General features: G+C 50.6%; 23 protein-coding genes. 13 read left to right on the top strand and 10 right to left on the bottom strand.

The features are described 5' to 3' along the window. Positions 1-104: 104 nt before the first annotated feature. Positions 105-1,574, bottom strand: coding sequence for a 4-hydroxy-3-polyprenylbenzoate decarboxylase (ubiD, locus tag ACXAGC_RS18800; protein WP_474846251.1), 1,470 nt, complete (start codon positions 1,572-1,574; stop codon positions 105-107). A 238-nt stretch (positions 1,575-1,812) separates the two neighbouring features. Here ubiD and ACXAGC_RS18795 point away from each other — a divergent pair, with 238 nt between their 5' ends. Together ACXAGC_RS18795 and ACXAGC_RS18790 are read left to right on the top strand one after the other, a co-directional pair. After that, positions 1,813-2,058 (top strand): TIGR02647 family protein, encoded by a 246-nt coding sequence (locus tag ACXAGC_RS18795; RefSeq protein WP_119502642.1) that lies wholly within the window; start codon positions 1,813-1,815, stop codon positions 2,056-2,058. 115 nt (positions 2,059-2,173) lie between these two features. Next, positions 2,174-2,803 (top strand): tetratricopeptide repeat protein, encoded by a 630-nt coding sequence (locus ACXAGC_RS18790; protein WP_474846249.1) that lies wholly within the window; start codon positions 2,174-2,176, stop codon positions 2,801-2,803. A 6-nt stretch (positions 2,804-2,809) separates the two neighbouring features. Here the strand turns inward: ACXAGC_RS18790 and ACXAGC_RS18785 are convergent, their stop codons facing one another. Together ACXAGC_RS18785 and ACXAGC_RS18780 are read right to left on the bottom strand one after the other, a co-directional pair. Beyond that, positions 2,810-4,408, bottom strand: a complete 1,599-nt coding sequence (locus ACXAGC_RS18785) for a cisplatin damage response ATP-dependent DNA ligase (protein WP_474846247.1) — start codon at positions 4,406-4,408, stop codon at positions 2,810-2,812. Further along, positions 4,408-5,433, bottom strand: coding sequence for a ligase-associated DNA damage response exonuclease (locus ACXAGC_RS18780; protein WP_474846245.1), 1,026 nt, complete (start codon positions 5,431-5,433; stop codon positions 4,408-4,410). Before ACXAGC_RS18780 ends, ACXAGC_RS18785 begins: the two co-directional genes overlap by 1 nt. Before the next feature lie 142 nt (positions 5,434-5,575). Between ACXAGC_RS18780 and ACXAGC_RS18775 the strand changes: the two genes are divergently transcribed. The 3 genes from ACXAGC_RS18775 (at position 5,576) to ACXAGC_RS18765 (ending at position 9,213) form a co-directional block, all read left to right on the top strand. Further along, positions 5,576-8,053, top strand: coding sequence for a ligase-associated DNA damage response DEXH box helicase (locus ACXAGC_RS18775; protein ID WP_474846243.1), 2,478 nt, complete (start codon positions 5,576-5,578; stop codon positions 8,051-8,053). A gap of 17 nt (positions 8,054-8,070) precedes the next feature. Further along, the gene (pdeM, locus tag ACXAGC_RS18770; RefSeq protein WP_474846241.1) at positions 8,071-8,808 is read left to right on the top strand and encodes a ligase-associated DNA damage response endonuclease PdeM; all 738 of its coding nucleotides are present in this window, start codon (positions 8,071-8,073) and stop codon (positions 8,806-8,808) included. Between the two features lie 117 nt (positions 8,809-8,925). Continuing rightward, positions 8,926-9,213, top strand: coding sequence for a hypothetical protein (locus tag ACXAGC_RS18765; protein WP_474846239.1), 288 nt, complete (start codon positions 8,926-8,928; stop codon positions 9,211-9,213). A 33-nt stretch (positions 9,214-9,246) separates the two neighbouring features. Here the strand turns inward: ACXAGC_RS18765 and ACXAGC_RS18760 are convergent, their stop codons facing one another. The 3 genes from ACXAGC_RS18760 to folM all read right to left on the bottom strand — a co-directional run bounded on the left by ACXAGC_RS18760 (position 9,247) and on the right by folM (position 11,995). Beyond that, positions 9,247-10,140 carry a carbon-nitrogen hydrolase gene (locus tag ACXAGC_RS18760; RefSeq protein ID WP_474846237.1) on the bottom strand — a complete coding sequence of 298 codons (894 nt, stop codon included), beginning with the start codon at positions 10,138-10,140 and terminating at the stop codon, positions 9,247-9,249. Continuing rightward, positions 10,133-11,203, bottom strand: a complete 1,071-nt coding sequence (locus tag ACXAGC_RS18755; RefSeq protein WP_474846235.1) for an agmatine deiminase family protein — start codon at positions 11,201-11,203, stop codon at positions 10,133-10,135. Before ACXAGC_RS18755 ends, ACXAGC_RS18760 begins: the two co-directional genes overlap by 8 nt. 78 nt (positions 11,204-11,281) lie before the next feature. Then, positions 11,282-11,995 (bottom strand): dihydromonapterin reductase, encoded by a 714-nt coding sequence (gene folM, locus ACXAGC_RS18750; protein ID WP_303575522.1) that lies wholly within the window; start codon positions 11,993-11,995, stop codon positions 11,282-11,284. Between the two features lie 131 nt (positions 11,996-12,126). On the opposite strand from folM, the gene folE reads away from it, so the two are divergent. Continuing rightward, on the top strand, positions 12,127-12,813 hold the full coding sequence (folE, locus tag ACXAGC_RS18745; RefSeq protein WP_474846233.1) for a GTP cyclohydrolase I FolE: 687 nt from the start codon (positions 12,127-12,129) through the stop codon (positions 12,811-12,813). A gap of 53 nt (positions 12,814-12,866) precedes the next feature. Here the strand turns inward: folE and ACXAGC_RS18740 are convergent, their stop codons facing one another. Both ACXAGC_RS18740 and ACXAGC_RS18735 read right to left on the bottom strand, forming a co-directional pair. Further along, on the bottom strand, positions 12,867-13,076 hold the full coding sequence (locus ACXAGC_RS18740) for a hypothetical protein (protein WP_303575518.1): 210 nt from the start codon (positions 13,074-13,076) through the stop codon (positions 12,867-12,869). Between the two features lie 291 nt (positions 13,077-13,367). Further along, positions 13,368-15,317, bottom strand: a complete 1,950-nt coding sequence (locus ACXAGC_RS18735; RefSeq protein WP_474846231.1) for an alpha-amylase family protein — start codon at positions 15,315-15,317, stop codon at positions 13,368-13,370. Positions 15,318-15,674: 357 nt separating this feature from the next. Here ACXAGC_RS18735 and ACXAGC_RS18730 point away from each other — a divergent pair, with 357 nt between their 5' ends. Together ACXAGC_RS18730 and ACXAGC_RS18725 are read left to right on the top strand one after the other, a co-directional pair. Beyond that, complete coding sequence (locus tag ACXAGC_RS18730) at positions 15,675-16,895, top strand: MFS transporter (RefSeq protein WP_474846309.1); 1,221 nt, start codon at positions 15,675-15,677, stop codon at positions 16,893-16,895. Then, positions 16,882-17,772, top strand: coding sequence for an ROK family protein (locus ACXAGC_RS18725; RefSeq protein WP_474846229.1), 891 nt, complete (start codon positions 16,882-16,884; stop codon positions 17,770-17,772). Before ACXAGC_RS18730 ends, ACXAGC_RS18725 begins: the two co-directional genes overlap by 14 nt. A gap of 4 nt (positions 17,773-17,776) precedes the next feature. Here ACXAGC_RS18725 and gloA2 read toward each other — a convergent pair whose 3' ends face one another. Together gloA2 and ACXAGC_RS18715 are read right to left on the bottom strand one after the other, a co-directional pair. Beyond that, on the bottom strand, positions 17,777-18,163 hold the full coding sequence (gloA2, locus tag ACXAGC_RS18720; RefSeq protein ID WP_303575512.1) for an SMU1112c/YaeR family gloxylase I-like metalloprotein: 387 nt from the start codon (positions 18,161-18,163) through the stop codon (positions 17,777-17,779). A gap of 77 nt (positions 18,164-18,240) precedes the next feature. Further along, positions 18,241-19,194, bottom strand: coding sequence for an aldo/keto reductase (locus tag ACXAGC_RS18715; RefSeq protein WP_474846227.1), 954 nt, complete (start codon positions 19,192-19,194; stop codon positions 18,241-18,243). 120 nt (positions 19,195-19,314) lie between these two features. On the opposite strand from ACXAGC_RS18715, the gene ACXAGC_RS18710 reads away from it, so the two are divergent. The 5 genes from ACXAGC_RS18710 (at position 19,315) to dbpA (ending at position 24,551) form a co-directional block, all read left to right on the top strand. Continuing rightward, positions 19,315-19,845 carry a lipocalin family protein gene (locus tag ACXAGC_RS18710; protein WP_474846225.1) on the top strand — a complete coding sequence of 177 codons (531 nt, stop codon included), beginning with the start codon at positions 19,315-19,317 and terminating at the stop codon, positions 19,843-19,845. A 54-nt stretch (positions 19,846-19,899) separates the two neighbouring features. Further along, entirely contained in the window at positions 19,900-20,463 is a 564-nt protein-coding gene (locus tag ACXAGC_RS18705; protein ID WP_349591049.1) for a PhnA domain-containing protein, read from the top strand. Positions 20,464-20,581: 118 nt separating this feature from the next. Next, entirely contained in the window at positions 20,582-21,625 is a 1,044-nt protein-coding gene (gene pyrC, locus ACXAGC_RS18700) for a dihydroorotase (RefSeq protein WP_119502625.1), read from the top strand. After that, the gene (locus tag ACXAGC_RS18695; RefSeq protein WP_474846223.1) at positions 21,598-23,172 is read left to right on the top strand and encodes a substrate-binding periplasmic protein; all 1,575 of its coding nucleotides are present in this window, start codon (positions 21,598-21,600) and stop codon (positions 23,170-23,172) included. Before pyrC ends, ACXAGC_RS18695 begins: the two co-directional genes overlap by 28 nt. Next, positions 23,169-24,551, top strand: coding sequence for an ATP-dependent RNA helicase DbpA (gene dbpA / locus ACXAGC_RS18690; protein WP_474846221.1), 1,383 nt, complete (start codon positions 23,169-23,171; stop codon positions 24,549-24,551). Before ACXAGC_RS18695 ends, dbpA begins: the two co-directional genes overlap by 4 nt. Positions 24,552-24,608: the final 57 nt, after the last annotated feature.

Raw genomic sequence — 24,608 nt, 5'->3', positions numbered from 1 at the left:
CCGGCTTTATGCTCACAATATGTTTGCGGAGGTTGGGAATAATGCGTGTTTGAATTTCGCACAGACTTCACCAGCCAATGGTTTGCCCACACTCTCCCCGCTAATTAGTCCATAATACCAAGACTGTCCCAGATGTCATCCACGCGCTGTTTCACGTTTTCATCCATGACGATAGGCGTGCCCCACTCGCGGTCCGTTTCACCCGGCATTTTATTAGTGGCATCCATACCCATTTTAGACCCCAGACCGGAAACCGGAGAGGCAAAATCCAGGTAATCAATGGGAGTGTTCTCAATAAGAACAGTGTCTCTTGCAGGGTCCATTCTGGTGGTAATGGCCCATATCACGTCTTCCCAGTTACGGGCGTCCACATCGTCATCACACACAATCACAAATTTGGTATACATGAATTGACGCAGGAACGACCAGACGCCCATCATCACCCGTTTGGCGTGGCCGGGATACTGCTTTTTCATGGTGACGACCGCCATGCGGTAAGAACACCCTTCCGGCGGCAGATAAAAATCGACGATTTCAGGGAATTGCTTTTGCAAAATAGGCACGAACACTTCGTTCAGTGCTACACCCAGAATCGCAGGCTCATCCGGCGGACGGCCGGTATACGTAGAGTGATAAATGGGTTTCTGACGGTGGGTGATGTGGGTGACAGTGAACACCGGGAAAGAATCGACTTCGTTATAGTAGCCGGTGTGGTCACCGTAGGGACCTTCCGGTGCTACTTCGTCCTGAGCGATATAACCTTCCAGCACGATTTCAGCACTGGCCGGCACCTGCAAGTCATTACTGAGAGATTTTACCACTTCTGTTTTGCTGCCACGTAACAAGCCGGCAAAGGCATATTCCGACAGCGTATCCGGCACCGGGGTTACGGCACCTAAAATGGTGGCCGGATCTGCGCCAAGCGCTACAGACACCGGATAAGGTTCGCCGGGATGGGTTTGACACCATTCACGAAAATCCAGGGCACCGCCACGGTGGGATAACCAGCGCATAATGACTTTGTTTTTCCCGATGACCTGCTGACGGTAAATACCCAGATTCTGACGTTTTTTGTGCGGACCTTTTGTTACCGTTAATCCCCAGGTGATCAAAGGCGCTGCATCGCCCGGCCAGCAGCGCTGAACCGGCAGCTTAGATAAGTCGACGTCATCACCGCTGAGCACCACTTCCTGACATGGCGCTTTCTTCACTTCTTTGGCCGGCATGTTCAGAACCTGTTTGAACACCGGTAATTTTTCCCAGAGATCCTTCAAACCCTTAGGCGGCTCGGGCTCTTTTAAGTAGGCAAGTAATTTACCTACTTCCCTGAGCGCCGATACTGATGACTGGCCCATTCCCAGTGCTACACGTTCCGGCGTACCAAACAGGTTTGCCAGTACCGGCATGTCTGACCCTTTCGGGTTCTCAAATAACAGGGCCGGACCTTTGGCCCGCAATGTACGGTCGGCGATTTCCGTCATTTCCAGGTCGGTGTCGATTTCCTGTGTAATGCGTTTCAGCTCGCCTCTGGCTTCAAGTTGCTCAATAAAATCCCGTAGATCTTTGTATTTCATCGTTTCCGTGTTTATTGCATCCTGAGAATGGTAGCCGGAGTATATCACTTAACGGCCGGATCCGTTTCAGGGGATGCCGGTTTGTGTCATAAACTTAATTGAGCAGCAGGTTGTTGATATAAATTAATCTGGACAGCGGCTGCAAATGGTAGTGTTATAGCGGATGTACCCGCAGTATTTGCCTTACAATTAACCCTGCTGTGGTGCACTCAAACAATAACAGTGTCAGGAGAGTGTAATGGTGTTAGTAGATCAGGATATGGTCGACGAGTTAAATCTTCTTCTTAAATTTCCGGCGTCCAGTCTCATGCAGGGACTGAAAATTCATCACGACGCCAGCCAGTCAGTTGTTCATGCCGCAGAACGTCTTTACTCAAAAGGGATCATTACTCAGCCTGACGGCGGCTATCTTACCGACCTGGGCGTAGACCTGGCAGAGCATGCCCGGCACATCCAGTCAGCATTATCGATGAAACTGAACTAAGCTTGCAGCTTAAGCTTTACCGTACCCCGCCGATAAATTAAACATAGCGGTGCGATGCCTGTTACTGACGGCATCGTTCACCGGCACCGGGGTTAATGACAGTTCAGGTTTTCACATGAAAAATCGCGTAATTCTTTTGTTTACATCATTGCTGTGTGTTGCCGGGCTTAATGTGTCTTCTGCTCAGGAGATCAAAGCCGTGCAACTGTACACACAGGATGAACTTATCAACATGATCAACAAAAATGAGCATCTTACACGGGTGGTCACCGATCGTTGTCAGCTGGTACAGGATATTGAAGCCCACGCAGAAGTGCTGAAGGAGCCCGCTTATCAGTTTCTCTGGGGCGATATGCTGGCCTGGGGGGTCTGTGTGGATGCCGAACCTGAGCGCGGGATTGGATTTATCCGTGATGCATCGGAACAGGGATTGCCAGCTGCGCTTGAGCAACTGGGCCGGTACTATGCCAAAGGCACCCTGGTGCAGACAGATAAACAGCGTGCAGTCATTTATCTCCGTGAAGCCTCAGCACTGGGTAACTTAAAAGCACAAATGCAACTTGCGCAACTGTTTCTCGATGGTCACGGCAGCCCTTACGATTATGAAGATACCTATCACTGGCTGTATAACGCAGTGACAGATGACAAAAAAACGCACAGCGACATCGCCGGATACTTGTCGGAACTGGAAAAGCTGATGCACCCGAAAGCGGTAAGAAACGCCAGACGGCCTGCTGATTCCTGACAGTATTTACTTTGGTTGCTCAGGTGCTTTCTCAATCAGGCCCTTGAGGGTTTCCAGCGTATCGGCCTCTGCGGCAGGTTTATCCCAGCGGATACGGTGAATGCGGGGGAAGCGTAAAGCTACCCCTGATTTATGCCGGCTTGAGGGATATACAGCATCAAACGCGACTTCTACCACCAGCTCCTTTTTTACTTCCCTTACCGGACCAAAACGACCCGTTGCATTGCGGCGTACCCAGTTATCCAGCTTCTTGAGTTCTTCATCAGTGAAGCCGGAATAAGCTTTGCCCACCGGGAGCAGTGTATCGCCCTCCCGGGCACCGAAGGTGAAGTCTGAATAAAAGCTGGAACGTTTGCCGTGTCCGCGCTGGGCATACATAACGACTGCATCAATTAACAGGGGATCCCGTTTCCATTTATACCACAGCCCTTTTGGGCGGCCGGGTACATAGGTACTGTCTTTGCGTTTCAGCATCAGTCCTTCAATGGAGGTGTCTTCTGTGACATCCCTGTGCAGTGCCTCCAGTTCAGCCACATCACTCACACTGTAGGTGGGAGATAAATGCAGGCGCTCCCCCGGATATTTTTTAATGTAATCCGCCAGGCGCTGACGACGCTCAGTTAATGGCAAGGCCATCAGTGACTCGCCATTAAGTTCCAGCAGGTCATAGGCCATGATTGCTACCGGCAGTGATTGCATAAGTTTTGCGGAGGGTTTCTTCTTATTTAATCGTTGCTGTAATTGATTGAAGGTATCGACCTTATCGCCGTGCATCACCAGTAATTCACCATCGAGTACCAGGTTATGATCGATGGTGTCCAGCAGATCCGGAAACGAACCACTGATATCGTCACCGGTGCGGCTGAACAGGGCTTTGCCCGCAGGAGCCGATACAAGTTGCACACGGATGCCGTCGAACTTGGGTTCAATCTGCCATTCGCCCGCGGCAAGTTTTTCCCGTGTATCATCATCGATAGGGTGGGAAAGCATCACAGGATGAAAGGTAACCCGGTCAGAAATATCCGGCTTCGGCCCTTTATTTTCCAGCCAGTTCAACAATTCAGTGTAAGGTGGCTCGACGCCATGCCAGAGGGCTTCAATTTCTTCTACAGGCACTTCACCGTAGCTGGCAAGGATTTGCTTAATGCTGCGGGCAGAAACCCCTATGCGCAATCCCCGTGTACCCAGTTTTATCAGCGCCCAGCGCTGAGAGGCTGTCATGTTATCGAGAAGGGCAGTAAGCAACGGTTTTACTTCTGTCCGCTTCGCCTCGCGGAATGATTCGACAATCTCATTCAGACCGGGCAGCACAACATCGCCTGAGGGCTGAGTTTCAGGTTGCCACAGGTGCGCCACCGTTTCGCTCATCTCGCCTACGTAGTCGTAGCTCATGGCAAAAAGATTTTCGTCGATGCGTTCAAGCATCAAGGTTTTTATTGTATTGCGCTTAAAAAAATCGAATCTGAGTTCACCGGCGATGGCCGCGATTGCCCAGCCCCTGTCCGGATCCGGAGTGGTAGCAATGTAATGGGAAATCAGCGCGGCTTTGGCGTTGGTGCCGCTGGTAAAATAAAGCTGTTCAAGTAAATCACTGAATGCTTCCATCAGCCGGTTTCCTCATCGTCATCGTAGCCGACCATAGAAAGCGCTCTGGCTTTAAAACCCATCAGATTTGCCTGATACATCAGTGCATCTTCGCGGCCATGAGTCACCCACACTTCTTTGGGAGAGACTTCTTCGATGGTTTGCAGTAACTCCGGCCAGTCACAGTGATCGGAAATAATCAGGGGCAGTTCAACCTGGCGTTGCCGGGCGCGGGCACGAATCTGCATCCAGCCTGATGCCATCACGGTGCGTACATCTGGCAGGGAACGGGACCAGCGATCAGCCAGTGCTGAGGGCGGGGCCAAGACAATTTCGCCGGCAAGAGAGGTCTTATCCTCCACGTCACTGACCGGAATCAATTCTCCCAGTGCTATACCCTGTTGCTGATAGAGCTCGCATAATTTGAGCAGTGCGCCATGCAGATAAACAGGTTTGTGATAGCCAGCTTCCCGCAAACCAATAAGCACCCGTTGGCATTTTCCCAGCGCATAGGTGCCGACCAGATGGCATCGGTGAGGGAAAACGCTTAGTGATGTAAGTAACTTATCGATTTCATGACTGATTGGCGGGTGAGTGAATACCGGCAGACCGAAGGTGGCTTCAGTAATGAACACATCGCAGGGCACCACTTCGAAGGGCGGACAGGTAGGATCGTGACGACGCTTGTAATCACCGGATATCACCAGGCGGCTTCCGCGATACTCCAGCAGCACCTGGACAGAGCCAAGAATATGACCGGCAGGATAGAGGGTCATAGTGACAGGGTCTGCACTGTCTCCCAATGACACGGGAACGCCCGGCTTAAGCGCAGTGGTGCGTTCTGCCATCTCCTCACCGTAGCGGGTTTTCATGATCGCCAGGGTTTCAGCTGAAGCGAATACATGTTGATGACCTGCGCGGGCATGATCAGCATGACCATGGGTAACCACGGCGTTTTCCGCCGGTTGCATCGGGTCGATGTAAAGCTTCGCAGGATGACAATATAATCCTGCCTCTTCTACCGATATCCAGTCTTGTGGGTGCACCCTGTACTCCGTAAACCTGTTTGGTTTAGTTGTACGTTCCGGGCGCTTAAACAGATGTGCTGTGAGCAAACCAGAACATGACATTGATTTAATACCGGGCGACTGAAACCACCAGGGCTGTTCATGCGTAACTAACTGGTTTATGGCAAAAAGACTTCCACCTCCTTTTTATCAGTGGCTACGAAGTAAAGGCTGGCAACTGCGCGACTATCAACGTCGTATGCTGCCGGCTGTCGCGGACAATAACGCCACACTGCTGATTGCTCCTACCGGGGCAGGAAAAACCCTGTCCGGTTTTCTGCCTTCTCTGGCTGATTTATACCGCCATCCCGTAGCAGGATTGCACACCTTGTATATATCTCCTTTGAAAGCCCTGACAAACGACATTCAGCGCAACCTGATGGCACCGGTGGAGGCCATGGATCTGCCGGTAACCATTGAGACCCGTACCGGAGACACCCCATCCCATAAACGCCAGCGTCAGCGGCGCAAACCGCCGAATATTTTGCTTACCACACCGGAATCACTGATGCTTTTGCTGTCGTATGCCGATGCACCGGCCATATTCAAAAACTTGAAGACGGTGATCATTGATGAGGTTCACAGCCTGGTTGCCAATAAGCGTGGCGATTTCACTTCTCTTGCACTGGCAAGGTTACAAACCCTTGCGCCTGATATGCACCGTGTCGGATTGTCGGCAACGGTTGCACACCCTGAGGTTATTGCCGGCTGGCTTGGCCGGACGGGGGAACCGGCTGAAGTGATTCAGGTACCGCAGGCGGTGAAGCCTGAAATTACCCTTCTGGAATCAGAGCACCGCATGCCGTTCGGCGGCTTTATGGCACGCTACGCCATGGAAGAAGTTTACACCGCGATTAAACTGGCAGGCACCACACTGGTGTTTGTGAATACCCGTGCACAGGCCGAGCTTGTATTTCAGATGCTGTGGGAAGAAAACCGGGAGGGTTTACCTATTGCGTTGTACCACGGTTCTTTGTCGAAAGATCAACGCCGCAAAACCGAAAGCCTGATGGGGCAGGGGAGTTTACGGGCTATTGTCAGTACCTCTGCGCTGGAGTTGGGGATTGACTGGGGTGATATCGACCTGGTCATACAGATTGGCGCCCCCAAAGGCGTCAGCCGGTTGCTACAGCGTATTGGACGGGCAAATCACCGGCTGGATGAACCCAGTAAAGCGTTGCTGGTGCCGGCTAACCGGTTTGAAGCGGTGGAATGCAGGGCGGCGATGAATGCCATTGCTGCAGGCGAGCTGGATGGCGAGCCGCTGCTTCCCGGGGCGATGGATATCCTGCCGCAATTTATACTCAATTGCGCCTGCAGTCAGCCCGCAGACCCGGAGGATATTTACCGGCAGGTACTGGATGCCGCACCGTTTCAAAGTATCGATTACGCCGATTTCATGAAGTTGTGGCAGTTCACCTTTGATGGCGGGTATGCCCTGCGTGCCTACGAGCGTTACCAGCGGATGGAAAAACGGGAGGACGGCACGTACAGCCCCGCATCCAAACGGGTTATTCAGCGTCACCGGCAAAATATCGGCACCATAGTGGAAGCCGGACGGTTGAAAGTAAAGCGCATCCGCCGGGGCAATCAGGGCAAAATTATTGGTGAGGTGGAAGAGTACTTCGCCCAGCAACTGGTGCCCGGCGACACCTTTATGTTTGCCGGAGAAATCCTTAAATTCGAAGCTATCCGGGACATGCAGTTGCACGCCAAGCCCGGCAAAGGCGGTGAGCCGAAAATCCCATCCTACGCCGGCGGGCAAATGCCCATGTCTACTTTTCTGGCTGAGGGCGTAAGGCAGATACTGGATACGCCGGCAGACTGGTCAACGTTACCGGCACAGGTAAGGGAGTGGCTGGAATTGCAGCAGGCATTCTCGGCCCTGCCCGACAACAAGCGGGTGCTGATTGAGCAGTTTCCTTACCGCAAAACAAACTACTTGTTGTTTTATACCTTCGAGGGTCGCAAGGCTAACCAGACACTGGGCATGCTGATGACGCGACGCATGGAAAAAATGCGTTTAAAACCGCTGAGCTTTTCTGTCACGGACTATGGTTTGTCTGTATGTTTGCTGGAGAAGGTGACAGAAGCGCAACTGGAACAATTGTTCCGGCCGGATATTTTGGGTGACGAACTGGAAGACTGGATGCTGCATGCACCGATGCTGAAACGGTCATTCAGGCAGGTTGCCGTGGTCAGCGGCCTGACAGAACAACGCTATCACAGCAGCAACAAAACCATGAAGCAGGTCACCTTTTCCACTGATCTGATTTACGATACCTTGCGGGAACATGAACCCGACCATATTTTACTGACTGTTACCCGTGCGGACGCAGAGAGGGAACTACTGGATTTGAAACGGCTGGCTGACATGCTGATCCGGTTTTATGACAAACTGCACTTTGTGATTTTACCCAAAGTGTCTCCCATGGCCATTCCTATTGTACTGGATGTGCGCAGCGAACAGGTGAAAGGCGCCGGTGCACATGCAGTGATAGAGCAGGCCAGTTTGTATCAGGAAGCAGAAGACATGATGGCAGACATCAGAGCCTTGTTAAGTGGTGGCGCGCCGGGTGAAGCAGGGAGAAACAGATAGAAAGTGCAGGATATTGAGTGGCAATAACAGAAGAACAGCTTAACCGTCTGGTAGCGCACAACAGGGCAGTGCCGGTAAGGTTTGCACAGCAGGTGTTTATTGCCGATGGCAGGGGCGTACTGTATTGCCCGGCCAGGGACGCGCTGGTGGTATCCGATCTGCATTTCGAAAAGGGAAGCTATCTGAGCCGGTTTGCCAACCCGTTGCCACAACTGGACAGTCTGGCGACATTGCAGCGCCTGCAGGAAATACTGTCAGACTATGCGCCGGCACAGGTTATCTGCCTGGGGGACAGTTTCCATGATGCCGGTGGCTTTGATCGCATGGGCATTGCAGAAAGAAAGCTGCTGGCTGGTTTAACGGCACAAATTAAAGACTGGGTATGGATAGCCGGCAACCATGACCCTGAGATCCCGGCCGGTGCCGGTGGCCGTACAATGGCTGTTTTGCACTGGGGCAATATCAGGCTGCAGCACGAACCGGATGAATCCGCAGACACGCCTTCCGGGGCCCAATCTCCGGATGCGCAAATCATCGGCCATTTTCACCCTAAAGCCCGCACCTGCGTTGGCAGAAAACGTTTCTCCGGTAAGTGTTTTATAAGCGATGACAGCCTGTTTATCATGCCTGCCTTCGGGCAGTACACCGGTGGTCTGGATGTCAGCAGCGGGGTACTCACTGCGTTGCTGAAGCCTGGTGAAAGGCAATGTTTTTTACTGTACGAAAATAAAATATACCGCTGTAAACCTGACTGAAAGTACAGTTATCCTGTTGTATCGGGTGTACTACACTGGCACGCAGTTATCTACCGGAACGCTGCCACTATGTACACACATCGTCGCTGTCCCTGCTGCAAAAGCCGCAGTATTTGCATGAAAGCCCTTGTTAACAGCGGTAAGTTTATGTGCCGTGAATGCTGGCAACCTGTCAGAGTCAGCCGGTTATGGCGATACGGTGCAACCTTGTTTATGCTGGTAAGCACATTCCTGCTGTTTCAGTTTACATTCCGCTTCGCTGGGGCAGTATTATTTTTCCCTTCTCTGATGCTGCTTGCAGGGAATGATATCTATGCGGTGAGGTGGTTTCCGCTGACCAGATTTAAAGACAGTGATTTTGTGGGGGATGAGCTGGATAAGCGCACAAGCCACCGTTTGCGCTGAAGGCAAGACGGCAGCCTGCGGGCTGGCGGAAGCTTAATCCCGCCAGCGTTTAGTTAAATCTTCATAGGCGTCAATGCGACGGTCACGGAAGTAAGGCCAGATGCGTTTTACCTTTTCAGTTCTTTCCATATCCAGTTCTACCGCCAGCGTTTCCTCTTTGTCGGCGGAGGCCTGTGCAAGCACTTCACCTTGGGGGCCGGAAATAAAACTCTGTCCCCAGAACTGAATGCCCGGGTCGCCTTCTACCGGAGAGGCTTCAAAACCGGTACGGTTTGCCACAATGACAGGTAACGAGTTGGCAACAGAGTGAGCGCGCTGAATCGTATGCCAGGCACCGTGCTGGCGCTGACGCTCTTCTTCCGTATCGGTCATATCCCATCCGATAGCGGTGGGGTAGAACAATAAATCTGCACCGGCCATCGCCATCAGGCGGGCTGCTTCCGGATACCACTGATCCCAGCAAACCAGCACACCGAGTTTACCCACACTGGTTTCAATTGGCCTAAAGCCCATGTCGCCCGGCGTAAAGTAAAACTTCTCGTAAAAACCGGGATCATCAGGAATATGCATTTTGCGGTATTTACCGGCAATTTCTTTGCTGCGGTCAAACACCACGGCGGTATTGTGATACAGCCCTGAGCCCCGCTTTTCGAACAAAGAGGTTACCAGCACAATATTGTGTTTTTCTGCCAGCTCGCCAAAGAAGTCTGTAGCCGGTCCCGGAATGGGCTCTGCCAGATCAAATGCATTCGTGTCTTCTTCCTGACAGAAATACAGCGTTGAATGAAGCTCCTGTAATAAAATACATTCGCAACCTTCAGCGGCCAGCTTAGCAACCTGCTCTGCACTCTTGTTCCAGTTGGTGGCTTTATCGTTGCCGGCAACGGCCTGCTGAACCAGACCTACTTTAAGGGATTTCTTAGGCATAGAGGGTCACTCCTTTATTCAGTTGAGCCAGTACAGCAGGCTTCAATGTGTTAACCGGAACCTGCATGGAAATACAATGCAGACTGCCGTATTGTCGTACCAGGGTGTCACAATTCACCGGTACGATGGTGTGATCAGGGAAGGCGGCCTGCGTGACAGCAATGGCTTCTGCGTCCTGAGGCTGCTGATACACAGGCAGTAAAACCGCATCATTGCAAATCAGGAAATTCGCATAGGATGCTGGCAGACGATCACCGTCATCGTTATACATTTCCGGTAACGGCAATCTGAATTGCTCATGGGCAGGGAACGCATCCGCGCACTCTTCACACAACGCAGCCAGACCGGCAAAATGACTGTCTTCGGGGCAGTTATCCGCGGCCTGAATAACCAGACCTTGTGACGGTGTAAAACGCACCAATGTATCAATGTGACCGTCGGTATCGTCGCCTTCAAGGTGTCCCTGGTGAAAAATGGTCACTGCAGAGCAATCCAGCATCTTGCGGAATTCATCATCATATTGTGCCAGGGGCATTTTGCCGTTGCGCTCAGGATTTTGCAGGCACTGTGCCGTTGACAGCAGGTGGCCGTTCTCATCAATCTCCAGAGCGCCGCCTTCGGCAACGACATCACTGGTTTTCAGTGGAAGCTGACACATACCCGCCAGATAACGCTGGTTTACCCGGTTATCCAGTGACGCATCGAATTTATTGCCCCAGCCGTTAAACTGAAACTCGACGGGTTGTCCCGGGCTGGTTGTATCGCCCGCGGCTCTGCATGTTAAAAATGCATAGTCCCGTGCCCACGTATCATTGAATTCAGCAGACACAATTAATACCCGTGCACTGGCAGGTAAGCGGCTTTGCACGCCGGCAATATCACTTTCACGGCACAGCAGAATGACACCGGCTTTGGCGACATTCACCTGCTCAATCACCTGCAGATAAGTGGCTCTTGTTTCTTCAAGCCAGGGAGCCCAGTCAGTCTGGTCATGGGGCCAGGCGAGGATCACAGCATCGATGGCTTCCCACTCAGGAATAAGTGGTGAAGGTGTGTTCGTCATTGCGGTTCCGTTGAATCAGTTAGTAGACGGCGCAAGTATACCCCGTCCCAAAATGGCGATAAATAAAAGACGTTGAAATCAGTTGAATTTAAGATGGCGTCCGCCATTGACCTGCAACGTCTCTCCGGTCACATACGATGCATTGAGCAGATAGTTCACTGCATCAACCGCAGCCTGAGCGCCGGGCTCACTCTGCATCAGCGACTTGGCCAGCGCTTTTTGCTTATAGGCTTCATCGTCGCCTTCGTTAAACATCAGCAGTGCCGGCGCAATGGTGTTTACCTTTACATCCGGCGCGAGCATTTGTGCAAATGATAAGGTCAGGTTATGCAGTGCCGCTTTGCTGGCAGCGTAAGCCAGGTGTTTTTCACTGCCAATGTCCTGCACAAAATCGGTTATGTGGATGATATCTGTTTTTTCTTCTGTGGTTGTCAGTAACGATTTCAATCCCATATTCATCAGATAAGGCGCTTTCGCGTGGATTTGCATCATGGCATCAAACAGGGCCGCATAATCTTTGCTGTGTTTTTCTGAGTCCCATGATGATGCATTGTGAATGACCGCCCGCAGGCTGGTTGTGTGACTTTTCACCGCTTCAATACATCGCAGGATGCCGTCATCGGTGCTAAAATCTGCACAAATTGCCACCGCACCGGCTTTTTCAAGGCGCTCAATGGAAGCTTTATGAGTACGGTATGTTACAATTACGGGATAGTTGTTTGTGAGCAGGTTTTCGGCGATGGCAAGGCCAACGCGCTGCGAAGCACCGGTTATCAGCACTGGACTGGGCAAAGCAAACTCCTTGGATGATCAGGTTAACGCCCCTGGTTTCATCATTAAATTTTTATCATCTGACGAAAAAAGTGGTCTGTAAGTATAGCCTTTTTCGTTAAATGAAAATCAGGTTGTTCGGAATTTTTCTAATGTTATCAAATGAAGCAGTAGTTGTACGTGACGCAATCGAACCCGGATTGTCCCCTGCGGCAATTAAGGTAAGAAATGCACTTGAAGCGAAAGGACTGGAAACACCTATGGTGCGCAATGGTCTGTCTGATGATGAGAAGCGCGCACGCATTCAGGCGGCGATGACAGACATCATGGATACGCTCGGGTTAGATCGTACTGATGACAGTCTGGCTGAAACACCGGCGCGCATTGCGAAAATGTACGTTAATGAAATATTTGGCGGTCTGGACTACCGGAATTTTCCTAAGATCACTGTGATTGAGAATAAGATGCAGCTCAATCAACCTGTACAGGTTACAGATATCAGTCTGACAAGTACCTGTGAACACCACTTTGTCACCATCGACGGCACGGCAAGAGTGTCTTATATCCCGAAAGATACAGTGATTGGTTTGTCGAAACTGAATCGTCTGGTGAGCTTCTTTGCCCAGCGACCTCAGGTACAGGAACGGCTCACGCAGCAAGTGCTGGTGGCTATCCAGACGCTGGCGGACACTGAGGATGTGGCGGTATCTATTAATGCGACGCATTACTGCGTAAAAGCCCGCGGGATCAGAGATACCAATTCCTACACGAAAACCTCTGCACTCGGCGGACAATTCACTACCGACCCGTTACTCCGTCAGGAATTCTTCAAAGACTAATTAAGGTTAAGAAAACTGCCTGCGCACACAGGCAGTTTGCATGCTTGAGAAGATTATCGCAGCGCGATATCAGAAGACGCTAAAGAGACAATAAGATTGATTTTCTCGCCGATACCATCGGCGGGTACCACTTCCAGATGAGAGCCGCACTTGTCACAGGTGGTGTACATTTCACGGTACATTTCACGGTGCGTATCCAGTTCAATGGCATTGATATGACTACAATGCGGGCAAAGATATTCTTGCTCCAGGGTAGCATTCATAACGTTTCCTTATTTTAAAGTGAAGTCGCGATTTCTGTTCCGTAGAAATCGATACATCAGTCGCATCTGCAACTAACAGTGTTATTAACAGCTAAATTCTCCACGTCTGTTGCCGGGACTTCTAAAACCGCAAGAGACATAGTAAGGAGGATCAGATGAAAGCACTAACGGGATTATAGTCCAATTACAGAATTGTAAAGAACTTTTCACCACCGGTTTTCAAATAACTACGATGAATAACTTAAAAAGGTTTGAAAATGCGCCGGCATAGGGGAAGCCGGCGCATGAGGGTCAGATAAGCCACCAGCTTAACTGATAGGGACGCAGTGAAATAACCTGTTCGTGACCAGTGAGCTTGCTGTCACTTAACAAGTCACGGGCCGGTTTATGTTCGATAGTATTCAAAATATTGCCGCTTACCTGCTGTGCATGCTCGCTGAAATTGCACAGGCCCAGCATTTTCTGGCCCTGCTGGTTATAGCGGACAAAACCAAAGCAATGATGATTACCGGTATCCAGGATTTCCGTACGGGCATCACCGAAAACAGCATGCTGCCTGCGGATATCCAGCATTGTTTTCAGACCATTAAAGACTTTTCGTTGGCAGGCTTCATTAAGGCCGGCCGGCGCTTTGTCCTGGTTCATCACATTTTCAATATGCGCATCAGTAACCGCTATACGGTTTACCCAGCGGTCATCATGACGCTTCGCCGGGTTGTCGCGGTAGCTGTAGTCGTTCAGTAAACCGAGTTCATCGCTGGAATAAATAAGCGGAATACCGCCGATAGAAAAGGTAATGCCGTAGAGCAACAGCATACGTTCTATGGCTGTGTCGATGGCATTCTGATCCATGCTGACCAGTGCTTTTTCCAGTCCGCAAAGTGAAGCCAGTGAACCACATACACGGCAGTCACCATTAGACGGATTTTCTGCAAAAGGTACCCCTGACGAGAAGGAACCGTCAAAACGACCGGTGAAATACTGGTTCAGGAAGTAACGGTGATCATAAGGGTTAACACCAATCTCATGTGCTACGCCGTCATCGAATGTCCAGCCAATATCATCGTGACAACGCACATAGTTCACCCATGTGGTGTCGTCAGGAATGACAAAGCTCTTCTTCAGAGATTGTGTCAGCAGGCGTGTTTTTCTTGTGGCGAGACTGTTCCACAATAATGCCATTAATAACGGGTTATAAGACAGCTGGCACTCTTTCTTATCGATGTACTTCAGCACCTCGTCAGGATGCACAATCGCTTCTGATTTGAATACAACGGCCGGCGCTACGATTTGAAGGCAGGCGTTGAATGCCTGGATCAGGCGGTGGGCATTGGGCTGATTTTCGCAATTGGTGCCCATGTCTTTCCAGATAAAGGCGAGGGCATCCAGACGCAGTCCTGCACAACCTATGTTTGCCAGAAACAGCATTTCTGAAGTGATGGCGTTAAACACTTCCGGATTACTGTAATTTAAATCCCACTGGAAACTGTTGAACGTCGTCCACACCCATTTTTCCATGGTGTCGTTGTAGGTGAAGCTGCCTCTGCGAACCTGAGGGAAAATTTCCCGTAAATCCCGCTCATATTGATCAGGAATGGTACGGTCATCAAACAGGTAATAATAGTTCTGACAGGTTTTATCCCCCGCCAGCGCAGCCTTCGCCCATGCGTGTTCGTCTGAGGTGTGGTTAAAAACAAAATCCAGCACCAGGTCTATGCCTTCTGCCTGCAACGCATCTGACAGAGCTTCAAGATCTTTCATATTACCCAGTGACGGGTTCACTTTGCGGTAATCGGAAACTGCGTAGCCGCCATCACTGTCACCTTCGGGTGAATCGTACAGTGGCATTAAATGAATGTAGGTGATCCCCAGCGCTTTATAGTAGGGGATTTTATGGTGCAAATCTTTCAGTGTCGGACCCATGAGATCGACGTAACAGGCGAGTCCGGTTTGTTCCTGACCTTTATACCAGCGGGGATCCTTCAGCTTGGCAGCATCCTGCTGTTTTAACTTTGGCTTACGGGCTTTCAGTCCGTCTCGCAGCAGCTCTACCAGTTTTTGCAGATGGTAATAACAGTCATACTGATGACCATACACAAAGGTATAACGTTGGAATAACGTGGGGAAGTGGGCTTCCAGACGACTGACAAAGGTTGCACTGTCGCGCTTACTGAGCATGGACAGATCCACAGAAGCCAGAATACGGCTTAAACACTGTTCGCTGTCTGCGGCATAATTCATTTTATACTCCTGCCTTTCACTGTAAACACCGGAAGATGGCGGTTTGGAATTCACATTTGATTCACAATGATGTTTACAGAGTTTGTACGTTCTGTTACTTTATCTTAAACGATTAAGTGATTTTTGCAAAACATTCTGAATGACTTATTTCTAGTGTCTCAGGAGAAATTGTCTACACTTAATCGAAAAAGTCTCACACGTTTAAATGGTTAAGTTTAGACGAGGTGATGATAAAGAAATGTTAATAGTTGAAATTTAATCCTCAGGTGAGGGGCCACAGGTTGCCTTATCTGCAGTTTATGAGGCAGCCGTATGCAACAGTCGAACAGCCAGTTCATTCGATGGCTTACGTACTTAATGTTTATGATGTTCGCAATGACATCAGATTCTGTGGGCGAAATAATTAAAGAAGTGAAAGTGGCCTTTGATGTCACTAATGCTCAGGCAAGTCTGATGCATTCTCTGCCCATGCTGGGTATTGCAATGTCTGGTTTGTTACTGGGGTTTCTTGCTGACCGCCTTGGTCGTAAAACCACCATCATAATCGGATTAAGTGTATTCGGTCTGGCGTGCTACAGCTTCTTTATCGCCAACAACTTTGTTTTTATTGTCAGCCTGATGACCTTATCCGGCATTGCGGTGGGGATTTTTAAAACAGGTGCGCTGGCGCTTATCGGTGATATTTCCTCATCAACGAAACAGCATACCGCTACCATGAACGGTGCTGAGGCCTTCTTTGGAGTGGGTGCGATAATCGGCCCGCTGATCGTTGCCTGGCTTATTCATAAGGGTGTGCCCTGGCAGTACCTGTACATTATCGCCGGCGGGATCTGCACATTTCTGATAGTGGTTGCGGTGTGGGTGAAGTATCCGGTTTATACCCGCAATCAGGACGACAGCGTTGAAAAAGTCTCAGTCCGTCAAAGTTTGTCTCTGGTTAAAAATCCTTATGCGCTGGGTTTTTCCACCGGTGCCTTTTTATATGTTGCTGCGGAAAGTGCGATTTATGTGTGGATGCCAAGCTATCTGGTGTGCGACGCAGCCTCGTTAAGAGCGACTTATGATTGTTATACCGGCGGCGCGGCCCAAACTCTGGCCATTTATTCTGTTACCGCTTTTTTCATACTTCGTGCTGCCGGACGCTTTGTCGGGATCTGGATGATGAGTCATTTTAACTGGGCACTGGTTCTGATGTTATTCAGCGGTGCCATTGTTGTGTGCTTTGCCGGCGGTCTGATGGGGGGCAAACAGGTGGCACTTTATCTGTTTCCGCTTACCGGTATCTTTATGTCGGTGATTTATCCGACGTTTAATTCCAAAGGCATCAGTTGCTTTCCTAAACATCAGCACGGATCGGTGGCGGGTGTGATACTCTTTTTCACTGCAGCCGGAGCAGCGGCCGGTCCGTTCATTATGGGACTAGTCAGTGACGCAAATGGTGGTGATGCTAAATATGGCTTTATGGTTGCCACCGTGTTTGCCAGTTTGCTGTTTGCCGGTCTGTTATTTAATTATCTGAAGAACCCGACTCAACGTCAGTTAGAAAAAATTGAGGCTAGTGAATATGGCGCTGCTTGATCAGTATTATGCGGTTATTGAAGCCGGCGGAACAAAGTTTAATTGCGCTATTGTGGATGCTGCCAGGCATATCGTTGAAGAAATCCGCATACCCACTACGACGCCGGAAGAAACCCTGGCTGCCTGTGTCAGTTTCTTTGAAGCACAGCGGGCCAGAGGCTACCACTTTTCGAAGATGGGAATTGCCAGTTTTGGTCCGTTGGATTTGGATAAAAGCTCCGATACCTGGGGCTTCATTACCAAAACGCCGAAACCTCACTGGAGCTTCGCGTCTGTTGCGCCTTACTTTGCCAGCGCACTGGATTGTGAGGTTGAAATTGATACAGACGTAAATGCTGCAGCGCTGGCGGAATATCGCTGGGGTGCCGCGCAGGAAGCCAGCGTGGCTGTGTATGTAACGGTTGGTACCGGTGTCGGCGGCGGAGTGGTGATTAACGGAAAGCCCCTGCATGGTCTGGTGCATCCTGAAATGGGCCATTTTAAAGTCATCCCGCCAAAGGGCATAGAAGGTGTGTGCCCTTTCCACGGTAATTGCGTGGAAGGTCTGGCATCAGGTACGGCACTGGGTAAAATCTGGGGACAGCCGTCTGATACGCTGCCGGATGATCACGAAGCCTGGGATAAACTTGCCGACGTGCTGGCGCAATTGTGCCATAACCTGATGGTAGGTTTAAGCGCCCAAAAAATCGTGTTCGGTGGCGGTGTAATGCAGAAAACGGGCATGATGGAGCGTATTGTTTATAAAACGTCAGCCAGCCTGAAGGACTACATTGTCTTCCCTCAGGGCAAGAGTCTGGACGACATTATTTGTCTGCCGGGGCTGGGTACCCGCTCGGGCATTTATGGCGCGCTGGCGCTGCTGGACCATGACGCATAACGTGTCAGTTAATTTCGTACAGTTCCAGTGGTAAACCATCGGGATCCTGAAAGAACGTAAAGCGTTTTTGTGTGTAGGGATCGGTACGGATATCTTCGCAGCTGACATCATGTGCTGTCAGCTGCGCCACAGCCTTATCAATATCACTGACTTTAAAAGCCAGATGCCTTAATCCCTGCGCCTCGGGGCGTGAAGGTCTTGCCGGTGCGCCGGGAAAGGAAAATAACTCTATCTGAGAGCCATCTGGCAGGGCGAGGTCGCACTTCCATGAATCCCGTGCTTCACGGTAATTTTCGTCAATAACACTGAAACCCAGTATGTCTGTGTAAAAGGCTTTTGAAGCCTGGTAGTCGTTGCAGATTATCGCAACATGATGAAAGCCGTTTAGCATGGTGTTCCTTAGCGGGATAAAATCCTTAAAAAAGGAGAAACCGGCGGGCTTCTCCTTGCATAGATGGTGTCAGCTGCTCAGGGCACATCACTGCCGCGGGCTGACTCAAGCAGAGCGTACCAGTGTTCACGGCTTAAGGTGACGTTAGTTGCCTCTGTACACTGCCTGATACGTTGCAGGTTTGTGGTACCGATCACCGGTTGAATGCCGGCAGGATGGCGCATCAGCCAGCCCAGTACAATGGCTTCCGGTGACACACCATACTCTGCTGCCAGTTTGGTAACCAGCGCCGCCGTGGCAACATCTTCTTCAAATTCAGCATTGCCGCCGGTATACCGGCCCTGTGCCAGGCTTCCCCATGCCTGCAGCTGCACCTTATTCAGCATACAATGTTCAATGGTTCCGGGCGCATAGCCCATGTTGCGGTTGTGGACACTGTTAGTGGTAATGCCATCTTCTACCCAGTCGCGGAATGCCAGGCTCATTTCAAGCTGATTGGCGACAATGGGTGTATCCAGTGCGCTTTGCAAAAATGCAATTTGATGACCGTGCATGTTAGACACACCGAGGTGTTTAATTTTGCCTGAAGTCTGCAAATCATGGATGGTTTGTGCAACTTCGCTGAGTTCAATCAGCGGGTCAGGTCTGTGCAGCAGTAAAATATCCAGTTGCTCAATGCCTAAACGGGACAAAATACCGTCTACAGATTCCGTTATCCATTTGGCAGAAAAGTCATAGCGCTTGGGACCTGCTTCATCTTCAAAGCGGATGGCGCATTTTGATTGTAGAATCATCTTCTCTTTCAGCGATGGAGCATCTTTTAGTACTTGCCCGAATACCTGTTCCGCTTTGGTCAGTGTATAAATATCGGCATGATCGAAAACGGTGATGTTATTTTCAAGCGCTGTTTCGATGACGTCTCTGGCCTGCGTGTAATGTCCACGGGTGACCGGGGAGCTGTCCCAGTCACCGCCGAGGCCCATACAGCCGTAGACCAGTTTACTCGCGTTGGGAAAATAGTGAGATAACATGCAAAGTCCTGAATTGGTTTTGTTTATTTTTGCCAGATTAACATGTTTTCAGGTATCCGGATCGGGTTTGCAATCGTATGTAAGCCAAACATGTTTAATTTGATTGTAAGAGTGCCAGCTATGCGTTTATTCACTTTTTTCATTTTCGCTTTGTTTGCGATTTCCGGTTGTACATCGAAACCGGAGGGCATACAGCCGGTAAAAGATTTCCGGCTCGACAGGTATCTTGGTACCTGGTACGAAATTGCAAGATTACCCCATTCCTTTGAAGAGGGTCTTACACAGGTAACGGCGACTTATTCTCTGGCTGAAGACGGCAGTGTGAAAGTTATCAACCGGGGATATGACGGCGAAGATAACAAATTGGACGAGGCTGAAGGTAAAGCCCTGTTTGTAGAAGATGAGCAAACCGCGCACCTTAAAGTGTCATTCTTCGGGCCTTTCTATGCCAGCTATGTGGTGATAGCGCTGGATGAAGACTACCAGTATGCCATGGTGACCGGTCCCGACCGCGATTATTTGTGGATCTTGTCCCGCAATCCGTCGATGCAGGAGGATTTGCTGCGATCTCTGGTAAGTAAAGCAGAGGGAATGGGTTACGACACCGGTGAGTTGATCTACGTTAAACAGGATATGCACCGTGCTGAATGAGCGGCACGGAAAATAAAACCCTGCTACAATTGCGGTTTTTCCTCACCGGAGTAAATTGTGGAAAATCGTGTAATGAGCCGTGCGGGCAGCGCATGTGAGTTGTGTGGCAGTCAGGACCTGGTTGCACTGTACGAAGTGCCTTTTTCACCTGACAGTGAAGCGGATACGCATATCGCTGCGTGTCAGGTTTGCCGTGACCAGTTAAATGGCGAAAGTGAATTAAATGCAGACCACTGGCGCTGCCTGAACGAAGCCGTGTGGTCGCCTGTTGCACCGGTACAGGTGACGGCGTGGCGCATGCTGAATAAGCTGAAATCAGAGACTTGGGCTCAGGATTTGCTGGACATTGCGTATCTTGAAGACAATGTGCGTGCCTGGGGCGAGGCCGGTCTGGTGGATCTGAATCGTGAGCCGACACTGGATTGCAACGGAACCGCGCTGGCTGCCGGTGACACCGTTCATCTGGTCAAAGATCTGAACGTGAAAGGCGCCACATTCACTGCAAAGCGGGGAACGGCTGTACGTAATATTGGCTTAAGTGATAACCCGCTTCACATTGAAGGCCGTGTAAACGGTACCCGCATCGTCATTATTGCCGCCTATACAAAGAAAGCCTGAAACCCGGGTCAGACTGTCGCGCATTTTACCTGAGCAAGGTGCGCGACATTCGTGCACAGTGACGTCTTATCAGGCATAATTAGTCAGAGAAACAGACAACACAGGCAAAATACACCCGATGCAGACGTTAACTATCCGCACCCCCGATGACTGGCATTTACATTTCCGCGACGGCGATATGCTGGGCGAGACCGTACCGGCAACAGCCCGTTGCTTCGCGAGAGCGATTGTCATGCCGAATCTGGTTCCGCCGGTCACCAATGCTGAAATGGCAACTGCGTATAAGCAGCGTATTGAAGCAGCGCGACCTGCGGGTAGTCAGTTTGAGCCGTTAATGACGCTCTATCTGACCAATCAGACGACTGCTGAAGATATTGCAGCGGCAAAAGCAGCCGGGGTGGTTGCCTGCAAATTATATCCGGCGGGTGCAACGACTAACTCTGATGCAGCCGTTTCTGCCATTGAAGCACTTTATCCAGTGTTCGAAGCCATGCAGGCACACGGTCTTTTACTGTTGATCCACGGCGAAGTCACGGAAAATCACATCGATATTTTCGACCGTGAAAAAGTGTTTATCGATACCCACCTGCGTCCTATTGTTGCAGCTTTTCCTGAACTGAAGATTGTATTTGAGCACATCACCACGGCCGATGCCGCTGAGTTCGTGATGCAGGCCAGTGATAATGTGGCTGCGACCATTACGCCCCAACACCTTCTGCTGAACCGTAATGATTTACTGGTTGGCGGTGTACGTCCCCATAACTATTGTTTACCGGTACTGAAACGCAATACTCACCAGAAGGCGTTACAGGAAGCGGTAGCCACCGGCTCGCCTAAATTTTTCCTGGGCACAGATTCTGCGCCTCATGCCCGACACCGTAAAGAAAATGCCTGCGGTTGTGCCGGTTGTTACAGCGCCTGGAGTGCTATTGAGCTTTATGCAGAAATATTTGATGAGCTGAATATTCTGGATAAATTTGAAGGCTTTGCCAGTCTTCACGGTGCAAACTTCTATGGTTTGCCGTTAAATGAAGGCACCATCACGCTGGTTAATTCTCCGTGGCAGGTGCCTGAAGTGGTTACATTACCGGACGGCACTGAAATGGTACCGTTTCATGCAGGGAAGACACTTAAATGGAAGCTGGAGCAGTCTCTTTCTTAAGATGGCTCACCGGCGGTCTGAGTCTTCTGGCCAGCGTTCTCTTTTCTGTTAACGCTGAGCCCTTGTCGGTTATTGTCAGTCCTGTGCCTGTGTTTTCTGAGGAAACGCAGGATGGCGAATTACGCGGGTATACGGTCAATCTTATCCGCGGAGTGTTGTCAGAAGCCGGGCTGGAAGACAGTATCAGACCGGAACCTTTTGCCCGCATGCTGGCGGATTTGAAAAAGAATCCGCATCAGTTGGGGGCCTCGGTAGTACGCACTCCGCAAAGAGAATCCCAATATCACTGGATCATGCCGGTAACGGCAACGCCCAATCAACTGTACATTAAAAAAGAAAGTGTTTTTGCCCGGTCAGGGGTATCGTCGCTGAACCAGCTTTCTTCCATTGCAGTTATGCGCGATGACTACCGTCATAAGTTGCTCAGACAAGCCAATGTGTCCGGCGTACTGGCGGTGAATTCCTGGGAACAGGCTATCGGCACATTGCTAAGAGACCGGGTTGAAGGTGTGCTTTTTTCTTCAGCCGGCGTCCGTCTGGTGTGCGCGCAAGCCCTGATGGATTGCGATGAACTTATCCCGGCTTACACCACCGGCACCCCTGTCAGTTACCTGGTTCTGCCGAAGACAGAGGGCAGTGATGCGCTGGCTTTGACCCTCACGCAGGCGGCAGAACGGTTCAGGCAAACCCCGGCATTTCGCCAGCTCGTCGATGAGGTGCAGGATGAATTAACGGCTTTCGGTCTCATCGCCCGTACCGATGATGGTGTGTTGTATTTGTCAGACTCCCGGAGTATCGACAAAGCAGAGCATATCTGGGTGTTAGGGGAGCTCTCCGGTGATTTCGCGAAACTAAATTCGCGGCAGGAACTGGTGGGATATAATGCTGATTTAGTGCGCGCTTTGTTACTTGAAGCCGATGTCGATGCCCCCTTGCTGCCAGTGCCCTGGCAGCGGTTAATGCGGGAATCACTGCAAAAGCCTAATGTGCTGGCATTTACCGTGGCCAGAACCCCGGAGCGTGAAGAGCTCTTCCACTGGATAACGCCGGTAACCCGAAATAGTTACGGACTATTCGGGCTGGACGACGAAACCTGGGAGAATATAGACGATATTCCGAAAGGTAAGGTCACAGGAACAATCAAACGTGACTTTCGCAGCGATATAGCCCGTAAAGCGGGACTGCCTGTGGTGGAGTTCGATTCATGGGGAGAAGTGGTTGAAGCTCTGCATCAGGGAGATATTGACCTGGCATTTGCATCACCCGGCGCCATGGACCACGGATGCAGGCAAAGTGCAGCCGGTTGTAAGAACATACAATTAGCTACCCGTCACAGTGAAGTGACTACCTGGGTGGTATTGTCGAAATCCGGAACAGATCCGATTCTGGTAGAAAAATTCACAGAAGCTGCCAGCCGGTTAAAACAATCAGAGAAATATTTGCAGTGGGCTGAGCGCTGGGCGAGAGACATTAACCAGCGCAGCAATACCCGCTATTCGGTCAGGGATGGCATCATGTATTTATATAGTATCGATAAAACACAATGACACAATTTTCAGAATTACACGCAATTTCCACCCCGCTTCAGGACGCTCTGGGCCGGCTTGGATTCCCGTCAATGACGCCGGTTCAGGCCGGTACGCTTCCGCAGGCGCTGGAAGGCCGCGATATCATGGCTCAGGGGCAAACCGGCAGCGGCAAGACCGTGGCTTTTGCGGTGGCAACACTTAACCGGGTTGAAGTCACGGAATTTACTACTCAGGTTGTGGTGCTGTGTCCCACACGGGAACTGGCTGCACAGGTGGCTGAGCAATATCGTGCAGTGGGGCAGTGTATGTCGAATCTGAAGGTGCTTACATTGTGCGGCGGTGAGCCCATGGGTCCGCAAATTCAGTCTCTGAAACATGGCGCTCATGTGATAGTGGGTACGCCCGGCCGCATCCTTGATCATTTACAGAAAAACCGGATTGATTTGAGCGGCGTGACATCGCGGGTGCTGGATGAAGCTGACCGCATGCTCGACATGGGTTTTGCAGACGATGTAGATGAAATTTTTTCCTACACCGCTGAGCAGGTGCAGACATTACTCTTTTCTGCTACCTGGACCGACGGTATCAAACGGATGGCGAATAAATATCTCGCTGATCCGCTCACCTTCACTGCTAAGGCTGATGTGGTAGCGAATCCGGATATTGAGCAACAGGCGTATTCAGTAGAAGAGCATACCCGTCTCAATGCCTTAAAAGCCGTGCTGACCACCATTCAGCCAACCAAAGCGATTTTGTTCTGTAATACCCGTAAACGGGTGGCCGAAGTGGTGGATGAGCTGACTGCTGCCGGATTTTCCGTAGCCGGTTTGCAGGGGGAAATGGAACAACGTGAGCGTACCGACGTACTGGCCCGTTTCGCTGCTGAAGCGTTGTCAGTGCTGGTGGGAACGGACGTAGCTGCCCGTGGTCTGGATATCAAGGAAGTCGACTGTGTGATTAACGTGGATGTCAGCGAAGATGCAGATACCCATACACACCGTGTAGGGCGAACCGGCCGGGCCGGAGCGAAAGGTCTGGCGGTCACACTGGTCAGTGAGCGCGAGAAGGATCACTTCGAAAAGATTGAAGCATTCGCGGAAATGAAAATTCCTCTGAAAGGCTCACAGAGCCTCCGTTTTCATGCAAACCGTATCACCAGCCCTGTATATGTTTGTCTGCATGTGAATGCAGGTAAAAAAGAAAAATTACGTCCCGGTGACTTCCTTGGCTCGCTGGTGAAAGACGCAGATATTGCTGCTGATGATATTGGTAAGATTCAGGTGCAGAACTCTCAGAGCTTCGTCTCGGTGAAAGAGCGCAGTGCGAAGCGTGCATTAAAACTGTTCCGGGAAGGGAAGATTAAAGGCAAGCGTGTGCGTGCCCGCAAACTGGGTTAAGAAGACGGTAAACTACACAATGATTCGCTTATGGCGGACATTCACCGCTTTTGGCAG

The sequence above is a fragment of the Alteromonas sp. AWJ4_197 genome, assembly GCF_056160285.1.
Note: the sequence above shows the minus strand (reverse complement) of the source record. Positions and strands in the feature narration are given on the sequence as shown.